The organism is Xenorhabdus griffiniae, from assembly GCF_001028135.1.
Taxonomy (GTDB): domain Bacteria; phylum Pseudomonadota; class Gammaproteobacteria; order Enterobacterales; family Enterobacteriaceae; genus Xenorhabdus; species Xenorhabdus bakwenae.
The window spans coordinates 1-22,034 of sequence record NZ_LDNM01000010.1 but is presented as its reverse complement, the minus strand read 5'-3'; the positions used below and the strand labels follow the sequence as shown (position 1 = coordinate 22,034).

General features: G+C 45.0%; 17 protein-coding genes and 1 pseudogene. 9 read left to right on the top strand and 9 right to left on the bottom strand.

The window, feature by feature from the left end:
• Positions 1–65 precede the first annotated feature (65 nt).
• Positions 66–794, top strand: a complete 729-nt coding sequence (gene sanA / locus AAY47_RS03540; protein ID WP_047766945.1) for an outer membrane permeability protein SanA — start codon at positions 66–68, stop codon at positions 792–794.
• Positions 795–864: 70 nt separating this feature from the next.
• Here sanA and yeiB read toward each other — a convergent pair whose 3' ends face one another.
• The 3 genes from yeiB to AAY47_RS03525 form a co-directional block, all read right to left on the bottom strand.
• Positions 865–1,998, bottom strand: a complete 1,134-nt coding sequence (gene yeiB, locus AAY47_RS03535; protein WP_200897735.1) for a DUF418 domain-containing protein YeiB — start codon at positions 1,996–1,998, stop codon at positions 865–867.
• Positions 1,999–2,037: 39 nt separating this feature from the next.
• Positions 2,038–2,706 (bottom strand): GTP cyclohydrolase I FolE, encoded by a 669-nt coding sequence (folE, locus tag AAY47_RS03530; RefSeq protein ID WP_047766941.1) that lies wholly within the window; start codon positions 2,704–2,706, stop codon positions 2,038–2,040.
• A gap of 274 nt (positions 2,707–2,980) precedes the next feature.
• Positions 2,981–4,165, bottom strand: a complete 1,185-nt coding sequence (locus AAY47_RS03525; protein WP_047766939.1) for a YbfB/YjiJ family MFS transporter — start codon at positions 4,163–4,165, stop codon at positions 2,981–2,983.
• 205 nt (positions 4,166–4,370) lie between these two features.
• Between AAY47_RS03525 and moeA the strand changes: the two genes are divergently transcribed.
• The gene (moeA, locus tag AAY47_RS03520; protein WP_047766937.1) at positions 4,371–5,627 is read left to right on the top strand and encodes a molybdopterin molybdotransferase MoeA; all 1,257 of its coding nucleotides are present in this window, start codon (positions 4,371–4,373) and stop codon (positions 5,625–5,627) included.
• Positions 5,628–5,689: 62 nt separating this feature from the next.
• The gene (gene moeB, locus AAY47_RS03515) at positions 5,690–6,445 is read left to right on the top strand and encodes a molybdopterin-synthase adenylyltransferase MoeB (RefSeq protein ID WP_047766935.1); all 756 of its coding nucleotides are present in this window, start codon (positions 5,690–5,692) and stop codon (positions 6,443–6,445) included.
• Between the two features lie 80 nt (positions 6,446–6,525).
• Here moeB and AAY47_RS03510 read toward each other — a convergent pair whose 3' ends face one another.
• Positions 6,526–8,121, bottom strand: a complete 1,596-nt coding sequence (locus AAY47_RS03510) for an ABC-F family ATPase (RefSeq protein ID WP_047766933.1) — start codon at positions 8,119–8,121, stop codon at positions 6,526–6,528.
• 264 nt (positions 8,122–8,385) lie between these two features.
• On the opposite strand from AAY47_RS03510, the gene AAY47_RS21580 reads away from it, so the two are divergent.
• A complete protein-coding gene (locus AAY47_RS21580; RefSeq protein ID WP_235428274.1) occupies positions 8,386–8,541 on the top strand; it encodes a hypothetical protein in 156 nt (51 codons plus the stop codon).
• 176 nt (positions 8,542–8,717) lie between these two features.
• On the opposite strand, the gene AAY47_RS03505 is transcribed toward AAY47_RS21580, so the two are convergent.
• Positions 8,718–9,182 carry a GNAT family N-acetyltransferase gene (locus AAY47_RS03505; RefSeq protein ID WP_047766931.1) on the bottom strand — a complete coding sequence of 155 codons (465 nt, stop codon included), beginning with the start codon at positions 9,180–9,182 and terminating at the stop codon, positions 8,718–8,720.
• A gap of 207 nt (positions 9,183–9,389) precedes the next feature.
• Here AAY47_RS03505 and rhtA point away from each other — a divergent pair, with 207 nt between their 5' ends.
• The 3 genes from rhtA to AAY47_RS03490 all read left to right on the top strand — a co-directional run bounded on the left by rhtA (position 9,390) and on the right by AAY47_RS03490 (position 11,411).
• The gene (gene rhtA, locus AAY47_RS03500) at positions 9,390–10,280 is read left to right on the top strand and encodes a threonine/homoserine exporter RhtA (RefSeq protein WP_047766929.1); all 891 of its coding nucleotides are present in this window, start codon (positions 9,390–9,392) and stop codon (positions 10,278–10,280) included.
• A 207-nt stretch (positions 10,281–10,487) separates the two neighbouring features.
• A complete protein-coding gene (dps, locus tag AAY47_RS03495; RefSeq protein ID WP_047766927.1) occupies positions 10,488–10,994 on the top strand; it encodes a DNA starvation/stationary phase protection protein Dps in 507 nt (168 codons plus the stop codon).
• Positions 10,995–11,186: 192 nt separating this feature from the next.
• Positions 11,187–11,411, top strand: a complete 225-nt coding sequence (locus AAY47_RS03490) for an alkylphosphonate utilization protein (protein WP_047766925.1) — start codon at positions 11,187–11,189, stop codon at positions 11,409–11,411.
• Positions 11,412–11,771: 360 nt separating this feature from the next.
• On the opposite strand, the gene dinG is transcribed toward AAY47_RS03490, so the two are convergent.
• Positions 11,772–13,886, bottom strand: a complete 2,115-nt coding sequence (gene dinG / locus AAY47_RS03485) for an ATP-dependent DNA helicase DinG (protein WP_047766923.1) — start codon at positions 13,884–13,886, stop codon at positions 11,772–11,774.
• A gap of 273 nt (positions 13,887–14,159) precedes the next feature.
• Between dinG and AAY47_RS22205 the strand changes: the two genes are divergently transcribed.
• The gene (locus tag AAY47_RS22205; protein ID WP_167400583.1) at positions 14,160–14,315 is read left to right on the top strand and encodes a hypothetical protein; all 156 of its coding nucleotides are present in this window, start codon (positions 14,160–14,162) and stop codon (positions 14,313–14,315) included.
• A 39-nt stretch (positions 14,316–14,354) separates the two neighbouring features.
• Complete coding sequence (gene sseA / locus AAY47_RS03480; RefSeq protein ID WP_047766921.1) at positions 14,355–15,194, top strand: 3-mercaptopyruvate sulfurtransferase; 840 nt, start codon at positions 14,355–14,357, stop codon at positions 15,192–15,194.
• 101 nt (positions 15,195–15,295) lie between these two features.
• Here the strand turns inward: sseA and AAY47_RS21575 are convergent.
• From AAY47_RS21575 to AAY47_RS03470, 3 genes and pseudogenes are all read right to left on the bottom strand, one after another.
• A pseudogene (locus AAY47_RS21575) lies at positions 15,296–15,370 on the bottom strand (GlsB/YeaQ/YmgE family stress response membrane protein); the annotation flags it as partial.
• Positions 15,371–15,392: 22 nt separating this feature from the next.
• Positions 15,393–20,474 carry an RHS repeat domain-containing protein gene (locus AAY47_RS03475; protein WP_047766919.1) on the bottom strand — a complete coding sequence of 1,694 codons (5,082 nt, stop codon included), beginning with the start codon at positions 20,472–20,474 and terminating at the stop codon, positions 15,393–15,395.
• A 102-nt stretch (positions 20,475–20,576) separates the two neighbouring features.
• Positions 20,577–21,671, bottom strand: coding sequence for a hypothetical protein (locus tag AAY47_RS03470; RefSeq protein ID WP_047766917.1), 1,095 nt, complete (start codon positions 21,669–21,671; stop codon positions 20,577–20,579).
• Positions 21,672–22,034: the final 363 nt, after the last annotated feature.

Below are 22,034 nucleotides of genomic sequence, written 5' to 3'. Positions count from 1 at the left end.
GATATTTCAAGTCAAGTAGCCTTTACGGCATTGGCTCATCAGCACATATAAGGCAAACAAAAATCATGTGGAAGCGCTTGATTACGGGTTTCATTTTTATCATTGCGGTTCTTATACTGGCAGCCATTATGCTTGACCGTTGGGTTAGCTGGAAAACCGCTCCTTACATTTTTGATGATGTCAGGCAACTGCCTGAGCGAGAAGTCGGTATGGTACTCGGCACATCCAAATATTATAAAACCGGTACATATAACCAATATTATCTCTATCGGATCCAGGGCGCGGTTAACGCTTACAACAGCGGTAAAGTCAAATACCTGCTATTGAGCGGAGATAACGCCCAGCATAGTTATAATGAGCCAATTACCATGCGAAAGGATTTGATCAAGGCAGGAATTCCGGCCAGTAATATTGTGATGGATTTTGCCGGTTTCAGAACATTGGACTCAGTTGTCAGAACCCGTAAGGTCTTTGATACCAACGATTTTACTATCATCACTCAGCGCTTCCACTGCGAACGGGCCTTGTTTATCGCTATGCATTTTGGTATAGAAGCACAATGTTATGTGGTTCCCTCTCCCAAGAATATGATGACGATCCGTCTCAGGGAAGTATTGGCTCGTCTCGGTGCCTTGACTGATCTCTATATTTTAAAACGTGAACCGCGCTTTTTAGGCCCATTAATGCCTATCCCTGCGCCACATACCATACCAACAGGAATTCAAGGTTACCCTGCGGTATCGCCAGCGGAGTTACAGGAATTAGAAAGGAAGCCACAAAGGAAATCAGAATAGATAAAAGTGGCAGTTTACCGACAAACTTATATCCCCGCCCGCATTGGGCGAGGGTTTACGGCGGATTTCTCTAAACCTTACCTGCCAATTTTGCTGTTAAGCTGCGCCAGAGCTTTTCCATCGGTCCCTGAGAATAACGTTTCAGCCACCAGCAAGCAAACCCAATATTCAATACCCAGATAAAGGGAATAAATGCCATTAACTCCAAACGGCTAAACTGCCCAAATAACTCAAAGCGATAAAAAAGTGTGGTGCAAATCAGTGTTTGCAACACGTAACTACTCAGTGCCATTTTTCCGACCTGCCGGAGCCAAAACGTGATTTTCCAACGCGAAATGGCAGGCCAGAATCCATAAATCAATGCGATATAAGCCAATGCCAGCAACGGTGTTGCCAGTTCAGTAATGGTGTAACGGACAGTCCAGGATGCAAAATAACTGTAGGGATATAAGTATTGTATCGACAAAGCAATACCCTGAATTGCCATGCCAGCCGGGATCAGACATAGCGCCAAACGGCGGTAATGCTTATGGCTAAACTCCCCTTTTAACCAACCATTACGCAGTAACATCGCGCCACAAAGCATGACTCCGATTAATTGCCAGCCATATTGCACAATCACCACTATCATCGCCCCGCTTATCTGACGAATACGGTATTCTATGGCCAATAATCCACCATACATTTTCCAGTAGCTTTCATAAGAAATATCTTCCAGTGTAGGCTGCCAGAATGCATTATTTTCCCCTAAGGGAAACAGCCCCAGAAGGTAAAACATCATTACGCCGAATAAATAGAACGTCGCCGCTGTACCAAACAACTTTTGACGGGTATTGATAAAACGCCATGCCAATAAGCCAACAACGCCATATAGCAACAAAATGTCACCATCCCATAGCAAAACTCCATGCAACAAACCAATAACAGCCAAAACCAGTAACCTGGAAATATTCCAGTCCCGTCCCCGCTGCCGAAGCAATTCGAGTGATGCTCCGAACAACAGCGTCAAGATAAACAGGAATTTTCCCTGAGTAAAGGTACTCAAGACAGACCATGTCATCACATCAGAGAACGAGACTGAATCTTTATAAAACAAATTCATGGACGCTGCATACGGCAAAGCAAAACTGGAAATGTTCAGCAACAATATTCCCAAAATGGCAACACCACGCACACTATCAAGTACTTCAATTCTCTGACACATTACCCCATTACAACTCTGTTTCATGATAATAGAAATTCATCATGATAAATGCAGATGACGCACGGCACGCAGGAATTCCTGCCGTGTATTCTGGCTGGTTTTAAATAACCCTCCCAGAGAAGTCGTCGTCGTCGTACTGGTCGCATCACGAATGCCGCGCGCTTTCACGCAATAATGAACAGCATCAATGGAAACAGCGACGTTATTTGTGCCAAGCAGGGTTTGTAATGCAATCAGGATCTGCTGTGTTAAGCGTTCCTGCACTTGTGGGCGCTGTGCAAAAAACTGGACAATCCGGTTAATCTTCGACAAACCAATGACCTTATCCTTAGGAATATAAGCAACCGTGGCTTTGCCATCAATAGTGACAAAATGGTGTTCACAAGTGCTGGTCATCGTAATATCACGCACGGTCACCATTTCATCCACTTTCATTTTATTTTCTATCAGCGTAATTTTCGGGAAATTGTTATAGTCCAACCCTGAGAATATCTCATCCACATACATTTTGGCGATACGACCGGGCGTATCTGCCAGACTGTCATCACTCAAATCGAGATTTAACAGCTTCATAATTTCTGTCATGTGTGCCTTAATGCGTACCTTACGCACCTCTGGCTCCAAAGTTTGTTCACGCAATGGGGTTTCAAGACCACGCTCAGCCAGTGCCGAATGCACCAGTGCAGCTTCTGTACTTAAGGATGACATCAGTTTCTCCAGGGTAAATATTTTCGTTACTTGACGGGAAATCAGGGCGCTTATTTTACGCAGATATCAGCGAATGTAATACCACACAATATCGACTTTATTTATCTTGTTCTACGCATATACCAATCCAACTTCAAGATGCGTGTTATATTTCCCCGTGCAGCGGGGAGATATAAGGCTCTGCGCCGTCTTGCGGATTGCAACTTGAAGTTTATCGAGTATATATCGTATACGCGAGCGCATAACTATACCCGTACATCATCAATGCACCAAATCAGGATGGTTCACGATAGGTATTGGTGCGATAAAATACCAGTAAACCGGCAATGAGCAACCCAATAAATGCGATATACAAAGCAGGTTCTAATTTGCCTGTCAGCCATGTCGAAGTCGCGGATAACATTGGCCCTACCAATTGCCCCAGCGCATAGCCCGTGGTCAGCAATCCCGCCATATAACGGGCATGATTGGGCGCCAATTCACGGCCATACTGTAAAGCAAGCTGTACCACACACATAAATCCACCGCCTATCAGCAATGCCCCAATCATCAAACCACCAATGCCCGGTAATATTTCCACAATCAGGATGCCGAGTGCCTGGAGCCATAACGTAACCGCCAGACGGATTCGGGATGTTGATACATTACGCAACAAAATTCCCAGCATGATGCCAACGACCGACGCACCGCCAAATATTGGCCAGACAAATTGGGCAAACAAGCTATCAGGAAAACGCGCTGCCGCCATTTGGGAAAGAAACGTCGCAGGCAAAATATAGCCGAATCCAGCCAGGCTATAACACCACACCAATCGCTTGATTTCCGGTGTCAGGCTCAGTGTTTCGCCCGCCGTCTGCGGACGGTGTAATTCACCGCTGCGGGGCAGATAGCGACTGACGTAAACACTGAATAACAGCGCCAAAATACCATATAACATCCACGCACTGGCTGCGCTCATCTGCCAGGATTGGATGCCAATTGCCAGCATACCACTAATAAAAATCCCCACGCCTGTCCCTGAGAAAACGGCTGCACTCAACCCCGGACGACTCAATTTTGCCAATTCATCATTCGCCCATGCAGCTACCAATACCAACGTCCAACCACTGGCCCAACCTATAAAAAAGCGGGCAATACTATGCAATATCGGTCCATCCAACAAGGCAGAAAGCAGGGTGATAATGACGGCTCCCCACAAACCGCTCCACAAACGGCATTCCACAAAACGTGGCGCCCGCATGGCATCATAAGAACCCGCCAGATAGCCGAGGTAATTGAATGCGGCGACTATCCCCGCACTCGTTAATGTGAGTTGTGATTCAGCAATCATCAATGGCACTTGTGGGGTAAAAGTGAAGCGTCCTATTCCCATTGCAACAACCAAAGCGAGAAAACCGCTTAATGCAATCTGAACAGCTTGATAATTACGATGAAGAGATGTAACCGTTTGATTTTTCATAGTGATTAAAGAGTAATGAAATTAATTGGTTGGGGGCATTATTTAGTTATAACAAACCATAAATATAATATACATCTTTTCTTAACAACCCTCTCTGTGGCAGTCACCACTGCCTGTCATTCCCCATCAATGCAATCTTTGCCATAATGCATCCAATACAAGAATAAACACTTGTCCGCAATTTGCGGCATATAGGGAGTTTCTTATGGATCACTGTCATACCTCAGACTTAATCTCTCTTGAGCAAGCACTGGAAACATTACTGACACACACCGTTCCCCTTACTGCAACTCCTCTGATCACGACAGAAACCATTAACCTGACCGAATCTATGGGCAGAATTACCGCCACTGATATCGTTTCCCCGATCAACGTCCCCTCGTTTGATAACTCAGCAATGGATGGTTATGCGATTCGCCTGGCAGATCTTAACGAAAACCATATCTTACCCGTGGCAGGCAAAGCGCTGGCAGGTATGCCGTTTCAGCAGGAATGGCCGAACGGCAGTTGTATCCGCATTATGACCGGTGCTCTCATTCCTTTTGGCGCTGATGCCGTTGTGATGCAAGAACAAACGGAGGCTACCGAAATGGGAATTCGCTTCACCCATCCGGTAAAACCGGGGCAGAACATTCGCACCATTGGGGAAGATATCAGCCAAAATGCGGTGGTATTACCAAAAGGGATCAAGCTCTCCACAGCACAATTAGCGCTGATTGCTTCACTAGGCATTGCAACGGTTGATGTTGTCCGCAAGCTGAAAGTTGCCATTTTTTCTACCGGTGACGAGTTACAAGCCATCGGTGAACCCTTACAGGCAGGCCAAATTTACGATACCAACCGGTTTGCTATTCGCCTGATGCTGGAAAAACTGGAGTGTGAAATCATCGATCTTGGCGTAATCCGCGATGATCCTGAAGCCTTGCGCCGGGCCTTTATTGAAGCAGATAAACAAACTGATTTAGTGATCAGTAGCGGTGGCGTTTCTGTTGGTGAAGCGGATTACACCAAACAGATTTTAGACGAAACAGGAAAAATCAGTTTTTGGAAACTCGCCATCAAACCGGGTAAACCTTTCGCCTTCGGTAAATTGGAAAATGCCTGGTTCTGCGGCTTGCCTGGCAACCCGGTATCAGCCGTGCTCACGTTCTACCAATTGGTACAACCGTTGATTGCCCACCTATCGGGTTTTACTGCATGGCAATCACCTATGCGTCTCACGGCCAGGACGACGACACCTTTGAAAAAATCCCCCGGCAGGCTGGATTTCCAACGTGGTATTGCTTCACTTAATGAACAGGGTGAATTAGAAGTGCAAACTACGGGGCATCAAGGCTCCCATATATTTAGTTCATATAACTTCGGCAACTGTTTTATTGTGTTGGAACGGGAACGTGGGCATGTTGCTGCTGGTGAAACCGTGCAAATCGAGTTTTTTAACTATTTATTAAAAAATAAATAGTTAAAAAACCAATAACCGAAAAACCAATAACCGAAAAACCAATCATAAGAAGATAGTGAAAAATGGCGGTCGAACTTACTGATGAAGAAACCTTGCGTTATAACAGACAAATTGTCTTACGTGGTTTCGATTTCGACGGACAGGAAACATTAAAATCAGCCAACGTGTTGATAGTGGGTGCTGGCGGGCTGGGTTGCGCCGCTTCCCAGTATCTTGCGGCGGCGGGTATTGGGACAATGACCCTGCTGGATTTTGACACGGTTTCCCTTTCCAATCTGCAACGGCAGATCCTCCACCGCGATGAGCGCATTGGTATGGCAAAAGTGCATTCCGCCGCGCGAACCCTGCGGGAGATCAATCCACACATCACTATCAATCCCATTGAAGGGCTATTGGATGATCCGGCGTTAGATGAATTAATCAGCCAACATGAAATTGTACTCGACTGTACAGATAATGTTGCCATTCGTGAACAACTCAATCGCCTGTGTTATGGCCGTAAGATAACATTGGTTTCGGGTGCTGCGATCCGCATGGAAGGCCAGCTTTCTGTCTTTACTTACCAACCGGAAACGCCCTGTTACCGTTGCCTGAGCCGCTTGTTTGGTGAAAACAGCCTGACTTGTGTTGAAGCAGGTGTCATGGCGCCATTGGTAGGAACTATCGGTTCATTGCAGGCAATGGAAACCATTAAGCTATTGACTCAATACGGGCAAACCTGTCACGGCAAAGTATTACTTTTTGATGCAATGACAATGCAATTTCGCCAAATAACATTGCTGCAAGATCCCTTATGTGAAGTTTGCCAGTCACAATGAATATGTCGTTGGAAACTTACTTCTGATAAAGAAACATCCAGCCCAATTAAGCCGGATGTTTCTCTTCCAATACAAAAAGCTTACCCGACAATCCCCTGACTTCTCAGATACTCATCATAAGTACCTTTAAAATCAATCACCTTGTCGGATTTAATTTCTAAAATACGGCTAGCCAATGAACTCACAAAAGCACGGTCATGGGAGACAAAAATCAGCGTTCCCTGGTAAAGTTCCAGCGCCAGGTTCAAAGATTCGATAGATTCCATATCCAGGTGGTTAGTTGGTTCATCCATCACCAGAATATTAGGCTTGTGCATCATCAGTTTGCCAAACAGCATCCGGCCTTGTTCACCACCGGAAAGCACACCCACTTTCTTCTTGATATCATCCTGCCCAAACAACAAGCGACCAAGAATACTGCGTACTGCCTGCTCATCATCGCTTTCGCGCTTCCATTGGCTCATCCACTCAAACACCGTCATATCACAGTTAAAATCACTGGCATGATCCTGTGCATAATAGCCAATCGTGCTATTTTCAGACCATTTAATGGTGCCGCTATTTGGCGTTTCCTCACCAATCAGTGTCTTCAGGAGGGTCGTTTTACCGATACCGTTTTCACCAATTACCGCCATCTTTTCGCCGACTTCTATCAGCATATTTAGATTTTTAAACAGTGGGTTGTTATCGTATCCCTTGGTCAATGCCTCCAACTCCAGCGCATTGCGGAACAGTTTTTTCTCTTGTTCAAAGCGGATATAAGGATTCTGACGGCTGGAAGCCTTCACCTCTTCCAACTGGATCTTATCAATCTGACGGGCACGGGAAGTCGCCTGTTTAGACTTGGAAGCATTAGCACTGAAACGGCTAACGAATGCCTGCAAGTCAGCAATTTGCGCCTTTTTCTTGGCATTATCGGCCAGCAGACGTTCACGCGCTTGCGTTGCAGCAATCATATACTCATCATAGTTGCCAGGGAACAAGCGCAGATCGCCATAGTCCAGATCGGCCATATGTGTGCATACCGTATTCAGGAAATGACGGTCATGGGAAATGATGATCATCGTGCTGTTACGTTCGTTGAGCACTTGCTCCAACCAGCGGATAGTGTCGATATCCAGGTTGTTAGTTGGCTCATCGAGCAGCAAGACATCAGGATTGGAAAACAGGGCTTGTGCCAGCAATACGCGCAATTTCCAGCCCGGAGCCACTGCACTCATCAAGCCATAATGCTGTTCAACGGGAATGCCGACCCCCAACAACAATTCGCCGGCACGCGCTTCTGCACTGTAACCTTCCATCTCACCATAAGCGACTTCCAGATCTGCGACGCGATAGCCATCTTCTTCGCTCATTTCTGCCATCGCATAAATACGGTCACGCTCCTGTTTGACCTCCCACAGCTCCTTATGCCCCATGATGACGGTATCCAGCACGGTATATTCTTCGAAAGCAAACTGATCCTGACGCAACTTACCCAAACGCTCATTAGGATCAAGGCTGACATTACCGGAAGTTGGGGTTAAATCCCGGCCCAAGATTTTCATGAAAGTAGATTTGCCTGCCCCATTCGCCCCAATCAAACCATAGCGGTTACCGTTGCCGAATTTGACAGAAATATTTTCAAACAGTGGCTTACTGCCAAACTGCATAGTGATGTTGTTTGTACTTAACACAACTGTTGCTCTTAAAGTGGATAAAAAGGGAAATGTAAAATCGATAGCCGCGCATTATGCCACAACAGAAGAAAAGTATCGCCAGAATGCGTTACCCACGTTTAAAATTAGGCCATCACCTCACATAACACACTGAATATTAATCATTTTTTCATAAAATAAACTAATCTATTGGACAGAGAAATATAGAATAGAAACCGGTACTGTTATAAACTTTCCGATATTATTTTACAAATCAACAAATTGATATATCGGAAAAACACAATGCAAAAAGTAAGATGGGGTATTATAGGTTGTGGTGATGTAACAGAAGTAAAAAGTGGCCCAGCTTTTTATAAATTGGAGAATTCAGAATTAGTCGCCGTCATGCGGCGCAATGCAGATTTAGCAAGGCAATGGCAATTGTCCCTCCACGGGTGAATCTGCCGCTCGCACCAGTTGGGTTATGGATGAAGTATTAAAAGAATATCGGGCTACTGCAAATATTATTTCCTAAATAGCTTGGTGTTACTGTTTAAAAACATGAAGAGTAAACCAACTAATAAAATAACCATCAAAGTATAACTTTTGATGGTTTTAATATATATTCTTTTTATTCACAAGGTAATTACCATCGTTCTGCTGGCTTCTTGATACCCTTCCCTGATATAAAAACGTATCGCATCAACATTGTGGGATAATACACTCAGTTCAAGGTGTGAATAATGGTTTTCTTGCGCCCACTTTTTCATACCAGCCAGTAACTTCTGACCAACTCCAAGGTTTCTGGCATCCTGACTTACCATCAAGTCAAAAACATAACCATAAGTTCTCGGCACCAGGCAATTGAAGAGAGGTGTTTTTTGCTCCTGGGCAATAGCAAAACCTTTAATATTGCCATTCCCATCTTCCGCAACCAGTAAATGAAACTTATCGTTATTGATATTGGAAACAATAAAATCTCTGTCTTGTTCAGCCGCCTGCATTCTATCCGGCTGTAACGCCGCCATTTCACTAAACAATATGCTATAAAGAGATAAAATAGCCTCAATATCCTGCATAGTAGCCGCTCTTATTATCATTAGGTTCTCTCGATCACTTTCAGTTAGTATAAATTTCAATCAATAGAATTGATGTAATTATTAAAACGGTCAAGTATCAGGTGATAAAGCTGGATTTTGTTCAACATTTGCTAACAAGCATACAACTGATAATACTGTTGAGTTATATCTGTTTCACTGCGAAGATGGCGACCTTAAATAACATGTTGTAACTGAGGTTTCTTTAAAATGTCTCTTTCCAAGCATCGGGCAGCTTCTTTTTCACTGCTTCCTGTGATTTTATTGTTACTGTCAATGACATCAATTCAAGCCGGAGCTTCACTGGCTAAAACAATATTTCCTGTCATTGGTGCACCCGGTGTCACAGCCCTGAGACTTGCATTAGGCACGATTATCCTATTTCTGATTTTTAAACCGTGGCGGTTAACGTTTCAGCGTTCTTCATTGCTCCCGCTTTTTGCCTACGGCATTTCTTTGGGGGCAATGAACTACCTGTTCTATATGTCCTTATCCCGAATTCCGCTCGGCATTGCCGTTGCACTTGAGTTTACCGGACCTTTAGCAGTAGCCATGTTTTCTTCCCGCCGTCCTCTGGATTTTCTCTGGATTGCCCTGGTTATTGCCGGGTTAAGCGTCCTGCTGCCAATCGGAAATAGTGTCAATACACTCGATCCTATCGGTATGTTGTACGCATTGGGAGCCGGTGTTTTTTGGGCGCTTTATATTATCTTTGGGCAACGTGCTGGAGCGGGCTATGGAGCCGCAACAGTTTCTATCGGTTCACTCATTGCTGCCTTTATCTTCTTCCCAATCGGGTTAATACAGACTGGCCCTGAACTCCTGTTCGATGCTTCTTTACTACCGATTGCCCTGGGGATCGCCATTTTATCCACCGCCTTTCCTTACACTCTGGAGATGATTGCCCTTACTCGTTTACCAGCCAAAACATTCGGGACATTAATGAGCCTTGAACCTGTATTGGGAGCATTATCAGGCATCATTTTTCTTAATGAACATTTGGCAATGAGTCAGTGGGTTGCCCTTTTCTGTATTATTTGTGCGTCCATAGGCTCCACTTCAACCATTAAGCGAAAAACTAAAATAGAAAAAGTAGAATAACGACTTTAAAAATACGGGGATGATTTATTGAAACCGGAGAAATATTTTTCTCCGGTTTTTTATTTTCATAAATTATCAAAATGTTACCGACCAACACAATAACTATCAATTCAATAGAGGTAATCAATATGACTTCCGACAGATGATCAACTAAATTTATTCTATCTAATGAGATAACTCATTACTCAGAATTAAGGAGATATTATTATGAATACCGCGAAATTACTCAAAACCCAACCTTCTGGCCTGATTTATACCCGAAACAATCTTGATGAAGGTATTAAACAGAGAACGATTACTACCTTAAATCATATGGTGAGCCAATTTATCGACCTATCCATGCTGACTAAACAGGCTCACTGGAATATGCGTGGCCGCAATTTCATTGCCATTCATGAAATGTTGGATAATTTTCGTAATGCCGTCACAGAACACCTTGATATATTTGCAGAACGAGCTGTTCAATTAGGAGGAACCGCGCTGGGCACGGTTCAGGAAGTGTATAAACGTACCACCCTGAAAAGCTACCCAACTGATATTCACGATGTACAGGATCATCTAAAGGTGCTGGCCGATCGCTATGCGGTGGTTGCTAATGATATCCGTCAGGCGATCATTGATGCGGAAGATGAAGACACTGCGGATATGTTTACCGCAGCATCCCGTGATCTCGACAAATTTTTATGGTTTATCGAAGCAAATATTGAGCAGTAAAATAAAAATATTATTCCTCGTAATTAAGTTAAGGCCACATCAGTGGCCTTTTTAACATCAGTGTCCATTATTGATGGAAAAAACATTAAAAAAAGCAGTTATACCCTTAAAAACCCCACAAACCTTTAAAAAAATCATTTTTCTCTCTATAATCCCTGTTTGATTCAAAAATAAACATGAGGATTCTATTAGATGGATAACGAAGTTAAAGATTCTAACGGCGCATTACTGGATGACGGCGACTCAGTGCAGGTTATTAAGGACCTGAAAGTTAAAGGCACTTCCAAGACACTGAAACGCGGCACACTGATCAAAAACATCCGCCTGACCCACCGTGAAGACGAGATTGAATGTAATGCCGATAAAATTAAAGGATTAGTCTTGAAAACCTGCTTCCTGAAAAAAGTAGATAAATAACGATTATAAATCCATTTTTGCTTAAAGGATAAATAATATTAACTATTATATTATTTATCCTTTTTATACCAATCCAACTTCAGTTTTGTTGAACAGTAATTTCAAGAGGTTGTAAGTTCAAGCCCAGGTTTTTAGTTTTGGACATATCCCGTCATTATTAAGGCACTGGTGTCTTCAATAGTGACGGGCATTAAGAGCAATATAGAATCTGGTTTTAGGATAAAAAATGAATTTACTTATTGAAGATGTATTGGAACATAAAGGCAAGATAAAACAATTTGCCTCAGGTAATAAAAATAAAATCATCAAATTGGAATATTGATACAGCGCAATTGAATAAATAACTCATCCTTGAGTTATTTATTTCTTTTCTGCTGGCACCTTTGGCCGTTCGATGGGAAATACCGGCAACGCATTCAATAAACGTGAACCATAACGTTTGGTGAATAACCGATTGTCATAAATCACTACATCACCATAACACTCATGGCTGCGAATTAGCCTCCCCACTTGTTGGATCAAGTTAAAGGAAGCGCTGGGTAAACTCTGTACTTCAAATGGATAACGTTTTAAAGATTTCAACCATGCGCTTTCAGTAATGATCACCGGATTAGTCACGGGAGGGAATGCAATTTTATGGATATGGACTTGTGAAAGATAATCACCTTTTAGATCCAATCCTTCTGCAAATGACTGCAATCCAACCAGAACGCTGGTTTGTCCCTCATCAATTCGCTTGCAATGTGTTTCTACCAATCGATAACGAGGCTGATCACCTTGTACCAATAACACCAACCGCAAGTCTGTAACGAAAGTCAGGAACCCTTCCATTGCTCGTTGGCTGCTAAAAAGTACCAACATTCCCCGATGTTTCCCTGCCATCACCTGAGAACGAAAATAGCGCGACATTTCCTCAAGATGCTGCATTTCATTTTGAATGGTCGGTTCCTGTGTCATTTGAGGAATGACTAAACGCCCTTGACGTACATGTTTAAAAGGCGATGACAGGCTGATAAAACGATCACCATGATTTTCGTGTAATCCGGTAAGTTCCTGAATGCGGGAAAAGCTATTTAGTGAACACAACGTGGCCGATGTCACTATAATATGGGGGATAGTACGCCATAGTATCTGAGTTAATTGTTCGCTGACCCGAATGCCTGCACAATGAAGATAGAGATGTGATTGATTTTTCTCATTGCGTCGCGTTAACCATTTGGATATCGGCGCATGGGAAGATTCTTCTTGTGAAGCCAAACGCCACAGTTTTGTCATATTCTCAAAATAGCCTAACGTTCGGCTGGCTTGCAAAATAGCACGATGCAAACGGACAATATCTTGTCTGGCAGTCTGATGATCACCCAAATCATTCAAAATCGCTTCAGCCAACCCACGTAATCCATCAGTGAGTTTAAATAATTGCTGGCAACATAGCAGTAAACTCTCCGGTAACTTTCCCAGTTCGAACAGGTATTCTTCCGCTTCGCCACGCGAAGGCAATAGCGCCTGTGTTATCTCCGCCAATTCCTTAAAGCATTCACGGATTGTTGCACAATGGGTCTGTAATCGGGGGATATTTGCCAAAGCAGGAGGTTTTGTCGGCCGAAATTGAACCAGGTATTGTTCTACATGATGGATAAATGTATCTAACTGCCCATTAAACTGGAATAAGGTTATTTCCCCTTCAACTTCCAGTGCATCCCTTGCCACTTCGGGAATATGGTGCCCTTCATCCAGAACCAACAGCAGATTTTTTGCCTCCGGTAAAACCGATCCACTTTCCAGCGCAGCCATAACCAAAGAGTGATTGGCAACGATGACATCTGCATCTTCAATTTCCCTGCGGGCAAGGAAAAATGGGCAACGATGGTAAAACTGGCAATTGCGGGCCAGGCAGTTCACTTTATCCGTACTGATTTTTGCCCATAGTGGATCCGCCAGTGCCAGTTTATGGTGATCACGTAAGCCATCCCAGGCAAACGTTGTATAATCACTGCGCAATCGGCGACATAATTCCCGCTCTTCACTATTAGCAATTTCAGTCTGGTCTTCGACCAGAAACATCAAATCAATCTGCTCGCCTTCCTCAGCACAAATGGCCTCCAAATTACGCGGACAAACATAACGCGCCCGACCAAAAGCGCCCGTAAATTTCAGGTCAGGAATAATCTTACGCAGCAGCGGTAAATCCTTGCCGTAAATTTGATCTTGTAAGGCAACATTGGCTGTACTGACTACCAATGGTTTCTGTTCTGCCCGACTGATGGCAATCCCGGGGAGCAGATATGACAACGTTTTCCCTACTCCCGTTGGCGCTTCTATCACCAAATGTCGCCCCTCTTCATCCGCCAATGTCTTTGCAACCTCGGCAATCATTTGACGTTGCGGAGCGCGTGGAATGAAACCATCAATATGGGTAGATAATGATTTATACCACTGACTAATCTGACTTTTTACTGAACTAGAAAGTGCCATGAGTTTTACTGCTTAAAAATTGGAGAGCTATTTTTTTCATCATACTTCTGTCTTTACTATTCAAACGCATAAGCGCAATTTGGTAAGGAATAATTTTCCCATAGAACTGATCTCAAATCAGCTTTATATGATCATTCCTGCGAAGCGGTTTCCAGTCTTTTTACTCTCAATGCAAGAAAATCGGTTATCGCTTGTCTGGAATGCAGAAGCCGATATACTTTTGACTTTTTATAACCGTTATAACTCGTTATTAAAACCTTATTGGAGACAGAGATGAAAAAAATCCTGCTCATTATCATCATATTATTTTCCATCGGCTCAATTGGCGGGATCTTTCTGGCAGGGATGAATATATATACCCGCTCAACCACACCAGCCGAAGCACCACAACAGGCTCAGCAGGAAAATGCGCCAACAGGGCAGCAATAAATACATTGGCTTGTATCGTAACACCCGATGAGGAAGCTCATGAAAAATGAATATTTTGTCAGTTCACAATGGTTAAACGAACATCGCCATGATGAGAATATCGTTGTCGTTGATGCCAGTGCCCCAATGCCTACCCAATCCATCAATTATCACCAGCTTTGGTTAGAGAAACACATTCCGGGCGCACAATTTTTTGATCTGGATGAGGTCGCTAATCTACAAATCAACCTGCCTCACATGTTGCCGGAGCCGGAAACCTTTCGTCAGGCTGTTAGCAAAATGGGCATCAGTGAAAATCATCTGGTGATAATTTACGATCAAGGCAATATGTTTTCCGCCCCACGGGCATGGTGGACATTTAAAATTTTTGGGGCTCATCATATCCGTATTCTTGCAGGGGGCTTACAAGGCTGGCAGCAAGCCGGTTATCCACCCGAATCAGGTAAAGTTATTCGCTCTCCCGAAGTTTTCAATATCCAGTTTGCCCCTGAAAAAGTCTGTTCTCAGGCACAGATCCTTGATGCTATCCGTAACAATGTCGCGGTACAATTTGTCGATGCCAGGGCAGAAGACCGTTTTCAGGCAAAAGTGCCGGAACCCCGTCCAGGTCTGAGAATGGGGCACCTGCCCGGCGCTAAAAATGTTCCGTGGACAGCCCTGATTGATAACGGGAGCTATAAGCCACAAGAAGAAATTGCAGCAATATTCCGCAAACAGGGCATTGATTTAAGCCAACCCATAATTACCAGTTGTGGTTCTGGTATGACAGCCGCAATTTTAGTCCTGGGGCTTGATATGATTGGTCATAAAGAAGCGGGATTATACGATGGCTCCTGGGCTGAATGGGGCGCTGATGCTTCACTTCCATTAGAAAAATAGGTTATTGACAATAATAAAGAGCAAGAAAGAGCATCAAAATAATATGCCCTTTCTTGTATTCTTGGTTAGAAATTTTAGGGTATACAAACAGAACAATTGCTGTTATTTCCCGGCAGAATCCATTTAGCGAGGATTCCGGCGATCAGACCAAAGATAATCCATGACAGGATACCCATATACCAATCCAGGCTTACTTTTTTATCCCCTCAGATTTGGAATAAGAATATGATTAAAAAACTGAAATGCATTGTCTTCTGCCGCTATATCGTTTGGGAAATTTAGATTCGGAGATAAATACCGCAAGTGATAATATAGCCACTTACATAAACTAGAATTAGAAAATTCGCTTACTTCCCACAAACGTTTCATCATATTTATAGTGTTATCGTCAAATGCAGATGCGTCTAAGAGATGAAGTCTAGTGACAAGACGGAGACGATTAACAGTGCCAATAACAGCATTAGATAGATTACGATTACTTAATATGCTGGTGTCTATAAAGTGCAAATATAATACTTCAAAATCTTCATTTCCGATATTTAATAACTGGTTAGTTCCATTTTCTAATGGCATGATATTATCAATAATTTCTATCGTAGAGTTATCCCCTCTTGGGGTAAATAATTTCCTTCTCAGGTATTGCATCTGACTATTTTCAGGTAATCCATTAGTTTCTATCCCTACAGTATAAAAACCACTCCCTCTGGGATTTTCAACTTGCCTAATCCTATTTTCAACTATGGCGTGCCTGAACACGGCTACATAGTCATTGCTTGAGCTTGCCATTGATCCGCTTGATGTTGCAGGAGGGGTGACCAGATTCATTTGCCTTGGCCCTCCACTACTGAACCGGCTGCCAAACGCTTCACTAAACTCACCTGACTGTTGGCCCAACCGCCTCATGCTGCGGCTAAGACCGCCAATGACACTGGTCCCCAGACTGAGCGCCCCCAGTCCCAGAGAAACCCAGCCGAGAATTGCCGAGACCCGGGGGTTGCTGTCTTCTGTGGCCGCACTGGCAATCCCGGTCACATCCGCGATAATCCCCGCGAGAATGGCGGCATCACCCGCCAGTGAGGCCCCACCGGTGGGGATAGCCATCGCCAGCCCAATCACCAGCCCGATGGCGCCGCCAATAATCCCAAAAATACTGCCCAGACTGAGATGCCCCGTCGGGTCAATATGATTGATCGGATCACCGAGGCAGTAGGCATACGGATTGAGTCCCCCGGCACCAAATGGACTCCAGCTATCAGGGGCATTAAAACGCATCAAAACAGGATGATAAGTCCGGTATCCATTGCCCAGATGATAGGCTCCTCCCACCGGATCACGGCGTTCGCCATTATACGCCGGAATAGCCGGGTTACCTTTCCCTTCGGCCTGCTGCCCGTAAGGGGAATAGCAATAGCGGGTTTCCGGGTCTTCTCCCTGCTGGCTCACCAGCACGCTGCCATGACCGTCAGTGCCCAATAAATGTGTACCGGTATCCATGATGGCTGCCACGGTTTCCCCCTGTGCCCGTAACAAACGGGTCACCGCACCGCTTTCGCGCAGAATTTCGGTCACGCGGGTGGCCCCCTGATAATAAAGCTCATGGGTTCTGTCTGTGCCGATTTGTTGTAGCGCCAGTCGGTTGCCCGCATCATAGGTATAGGAGCTGCTCAGGTCACCGGCGCTCACATTAACCAGCCGCCCTAATGCATCATAGGTTAAAGCCCGGCCCGCTTCATCCTGTCTCAGACGACCGGCCGCGTCATACGCTAAACGGATCGTGGCCGGATAATCCGGGTGGGTATGGGTGACGGTAAGTAACTGACAGGGATCTGACGGGTTGTAGATAAACGTGGCTGTATCACTGCGGCCATCATCAAGGGTGGTGAGGCATGTCAGGATATTCCCCAAACGATCGTAGGTAAAACGCTGATGGGCTATGCTAAAACCATAGGCATCACGCGGAAGCTCTAACCCCGTACAGTCATATTCTGTCAGCCAGTTGCGGATCGGATCATAGGTGTAGGTTTCCTGACGTAGCAAACCGGCACTTTGTGAACGGGTGGTGCACGACGCCACCTGATCCCTGACCGTATACGTGTGTGCCAGAGTCAGCGTATCCGTTTCCGTCTGGATGTGGCGTGCCGTCTCACGCCCAAAATCATCCCAATCCAGCGTGGTGGTCAGGGTTTTACCACTGCGTTTGTCGTGAACGCGCCAGCCCCTGACCCGGCTGGCCGCATCGTAGGTTAATACCACGTCCACATCAGGATCATAAGCCGCCACCGGGCGGCCGGATTTATCAAAACTGACCCGACAGTTTTTCCCGGTAACATCCTGATAAGCGGTCAGCCGGCCCATAGGGGAATAGGTATAGGTCGCCGCCCGTGCCGTGCCCTTATCGTCAAAACGGAAGGTTTCCTGCTGCAAACGACCGGAAGCGGTATATTCCATACCGTGAGTGACCTGCTGTACCGCACGGTCGGCTGTCATCGCTCCGGTCCGGGGATCGTAGGTAAAATGCTGCTGTATCGCCCCCGCCTCCACCTGTGTCAGGGCATTGCCCAGCTGCGGTTCATAGTGATACTTCACCGTTTGCCCCAGCGGATCGGTCACCTCGCGGGGGCTGGGGCTATTCCCCTGATAGGACGAAGAGTAAGTACGCCCCCTGCTGGTGACTTCAACCTGACGGTGCAGGCTGTCGAAGCGACGGCGCCCCAGCACCTCCCCATTCACTTCAATTTGCGTGACTAAATTGCCGGTCGTGAACGGCGCATAAGATTTTCGGATAACCGTGCCATCAGCGTGACTTATCGTCAATATCCGTCCCAATAAATCGTACGTGTATTCGGTCTTTTGCCCCAATTCGTCAACGCTGGCCCGTAACTGCCCCAGACCATCATAGTAGTAGTGTTGCTGGCGATATTGTTTCCCCTGGCTGTCGTAGAGGGTGATCGTGACCGGCTGATGACGGTTATCATACACTACGGTACTGTGACTAAAGTGCAATCCTTCCGCCAGTTGGGTTATCTGCGCAGTGCGGATCACCGGATCATAATCCTGCCGGACGCTCTCACCCGTGTCCTGGATAATCCGGTGTAATTTTCCCCAGTCATCGTATTCAATACGCTGGCTGGAAGAGATCCGCACCATCTGACCGGCGGCATGGTCAGTCCAACCATGATTGTCAGTACCATCTTCCACAGGTAACCAGTCATACCGGGTTTGAGTGACCACCCGCCCCCAACCATCCCGTTCAGCGTCAGATGCTAACCGCCAGCCCTGTTCTCCCTGCCCCTTTTCCCGTATCTCCTGCTGGCAGACATGACCCAGCCCGTTAAAGCGGAGACGCGCCTGATTGCCCCATACATCATTTTTTGTGGTCGCCGCTGCCCCTGTCTCTTCAATGGCATAGGCATAATGTACCGTCTGGGCATAGTCGGTATGCGCATTACTGGTATACGTTGAGATACGTCCCAGCTCATCATAATCATAATGAGCCGTGCATTGCTGTGCATCCACGGCCTGCCATAACTTGCCGCTGACCTGCGACTGACGACTCTCGGTTGTCAGACTGAGCCGGTCATGACCGACCCATTGACCGGTTTTCACCAGCGCTTCACCTTGCAGGGTATAGCTGAAAATCTGGGAGCTTGTCCATGCCTTGCCGGCCGCAAGCGCCTCTCCCGACAGGGCATGCACCGTCTCGTCAATCCGCCGGATGCGCCCGTGGTCTGGAGAGCGGGTATCATTTACATAGTGGGTCTGTGTTTCATGCAGTAACTGAGGGTTATGCTGCTGTTCACTATACCAGCCCTGATAGGTGCAGGCGACGGCATGCGCACAGGGTGCGCCGGGAAGGGTCGGCAATACCTCATAGCGATAGACTGTCCGGTGAGTCGGAACATCCTCATACGTCCCTCCCGGCGAGGCCCTGCCCGGTGTCACGGTCCTGGATTTGACAAAACGCACGAAGCCCTGCGGGGACGCCGGGCAGCCCCCTTCTTCTCCCTCAGCCGGATAATAAACCCAGTCCGTGCGGGTGCCATCCGGCGCAATTTGCACGGTCGGGTTTCCCGCTTCATCAAACTCGGTCTGGATCACCTCCACATCCGGGGTGTCATTGAAGCTGACGCGGGCTGTTTTCGGCAGCTGGAACTGCGGGGGCTGTTCTTCAAACGAACGGCCCTCCTGCGCATAATAGTCGGTCTCATGCACCCGCCTGCACCCATTTTGCTCCGTCGTTTCGGACACCAATAAATGGTATTTATTATACTTTCGGGTAATATGGCGTTGCGTGGTGCCGTTGTCCCAGCTTTCGGTCGAGCCATACCAGTAATGACTTAAGACACCGTAGAGAAAATCTTCATCATCATTCCAGCTCTCGTGACTCCCATAACCCAAAAAATTATACTCTGTATATTTATAGTGCTTAATGATTTCGGAACGTTGCTTTGTATGTTGCGTGTAGCGGGTGACATAAGGCAGAGGCGGCAATTTTGCCTCTTTGGGAAACTGATGGCCGTCAAAATCGTAATCCACAAATTCCGTGGCACCTGTCGGAGATGAAACCCGGGTTAAAAAATTGCTGTCTGAGTCATATTCCAGCGTCCAGATTAACCTGTGGTGACTCGTCTCATTGCTAATCTGAGTGACTTTGTCATTCTCAAAGCGTAATCGGATATCATAAGATTCCGATGATTCGGGCCAGACCGTAATACGGGTATAGCGAGCTGTTTTATACTCAATTTTTAACAGCACCCGCCTTTCGTCCGATACCGCAGCAAGACGGGGTATCGTCCCCGTTTTATAAATCCAGTCCAGTTTCAGGGCATGGCCCAGCGGGGTAAATATCTGTGTAGGCACTTTGAGGTGATAGGCATTTTTCGGCCCGGTCAACACTTCAACTGTACCCGATTTATGGATCACCCGGTAAACATTCTGAGTGACGTCCTTTTCAAACCGCACAACATCCTGCTTATACTGTTTCAGATAGACTTTGTCCGTGTATTCATCCACTTTATAGCGCTCACCGGTGGAGAGACTTAATAACCGTTGCCGGCGGTCATACTGGGTCAGCCCCAGGGAAAAACCAATACCCAGGCCAATATCTCCGGTATTAAGCGGGTTATACGACAGCGCTATCGTTTGAGTCGGCCCGAGGTGATTGTTGCCGGTTAACTGAGCAACCAGCATCGCATACGTAAACAGGCCGGTGCGGGGGTCGACACTGCCCATGGCCGCACTTTGAAAGTTGTGGGCATTTGAGAAAAAATCATATGGCATTTTAGCGCCTCTCTTTTCTAGTTATAGAAAAATGTATTTCTCATTTCTTAATCAGAGGATGCTCAAGGAAAACTCACTACGGCGACTGACAAAATATTATATTCAGCCCTCCTGTAGGTGAAACGAATCTGCATTGTCCATGATAACTTTTAGAAAGACAGACTCATTACCATAGATATCACGGAATTTGAATTGTGGAATTTGGTCAGCCTCATCAACCCAAAAATCAGGTCTTGGGCTTTCAAAATAAAGCCTACTCAAACTAATAGCATCTGTGCGTGTTGTTGTGACTATCTTCTCTTGTGGGGTAGCTTCCCATTTAAAACTGGAAGTACCATGTGGGTCATCAAATTCTAAGACCTGATAAGCCGCGCCAGCTGTTCTCTCAGCATTATATGTCCCCCAAAGAAACCAAAGGTAAAGATTGTTACTTCTTGTATGATGGGTAAATCTTCGGTAATCATACTTAAGGGTATCTTCATCGTTTATAGTATTTCGAATTTCAACATCATGCACTGCATAGCCCTGACTTTTTTTAGGTAAGAGATAATAATTATTTTGAGTCCATTGCGGATATTGAAATGTAATTTGAGTATTCGTTCCAAATAAACTATATGTAGTTATGGTTTGTTTAACTCCATATGTGCCAGAGGTAACTGTTTCTTCAATTACTGGCTCCAGACTATCAGAATGATAAATAATTGGTTCATGGCCTGTAACAACAATATGTGATCCCTTATGATGATAATCATCTGATGAATATGTTTTCCCATCCAATGTAACTCTTGCCATTATTGTGATGATTTCACTTTTTTTTGTTTTCAGCCAATAAATTTTTTTCTGGGGTTTAGGCTCATCACTGATCGCGTCTCTTTCATATGATAAATTGGTATCTCTTGTTATGCTACGTCCTGGAAGATGGTGACGGTAATCGTTTTCCTCTGAGCTGTATTCCCACTCACCAGATAATTTTTTATCTGTTGTTTTATCAACTAATTCAATACTATCTAATTGTTCAGTAGATAAGGTTACCACCTCCTCATTATCAGTTGCAGCTTGTATATTAACAATGATACAAACTTGCATATTTCCATTAGCAAACAGATGAACCTCCCTTTCCCCACTAGATAATTCAAGATTAAATGTGGGTAAGCTCATAATTTTTTTTAAAAAAACATTGTGTTGTTGTGTGCTCATTATAATTCCTCTTTGAGAAATAATAATAAAAAATTCATTATCCTTTTAAGGAACTCTTGATTTTTTACATTATGATATTAAAAATAATGGCGACATTTCATTGTTGAAATTCGACATATATAATATTACATCCAACACTAAAATATTTCCAGAATAAATCACAAAAATAACATTACATCAATTAAGTTACTTAAATAGCCAAATGGAAATTTAAATAAAAATGGCAACAAATTATTATTTAATAATATATTTTCCCATAAAATTATTTAATTATAAAAATTCATTAATACACTCGATAAACTTCAAGTTGCCATCCGCAAGACGACGTGAGTCCTTATATTTCCCCTCTGCGCGGGGAAATAT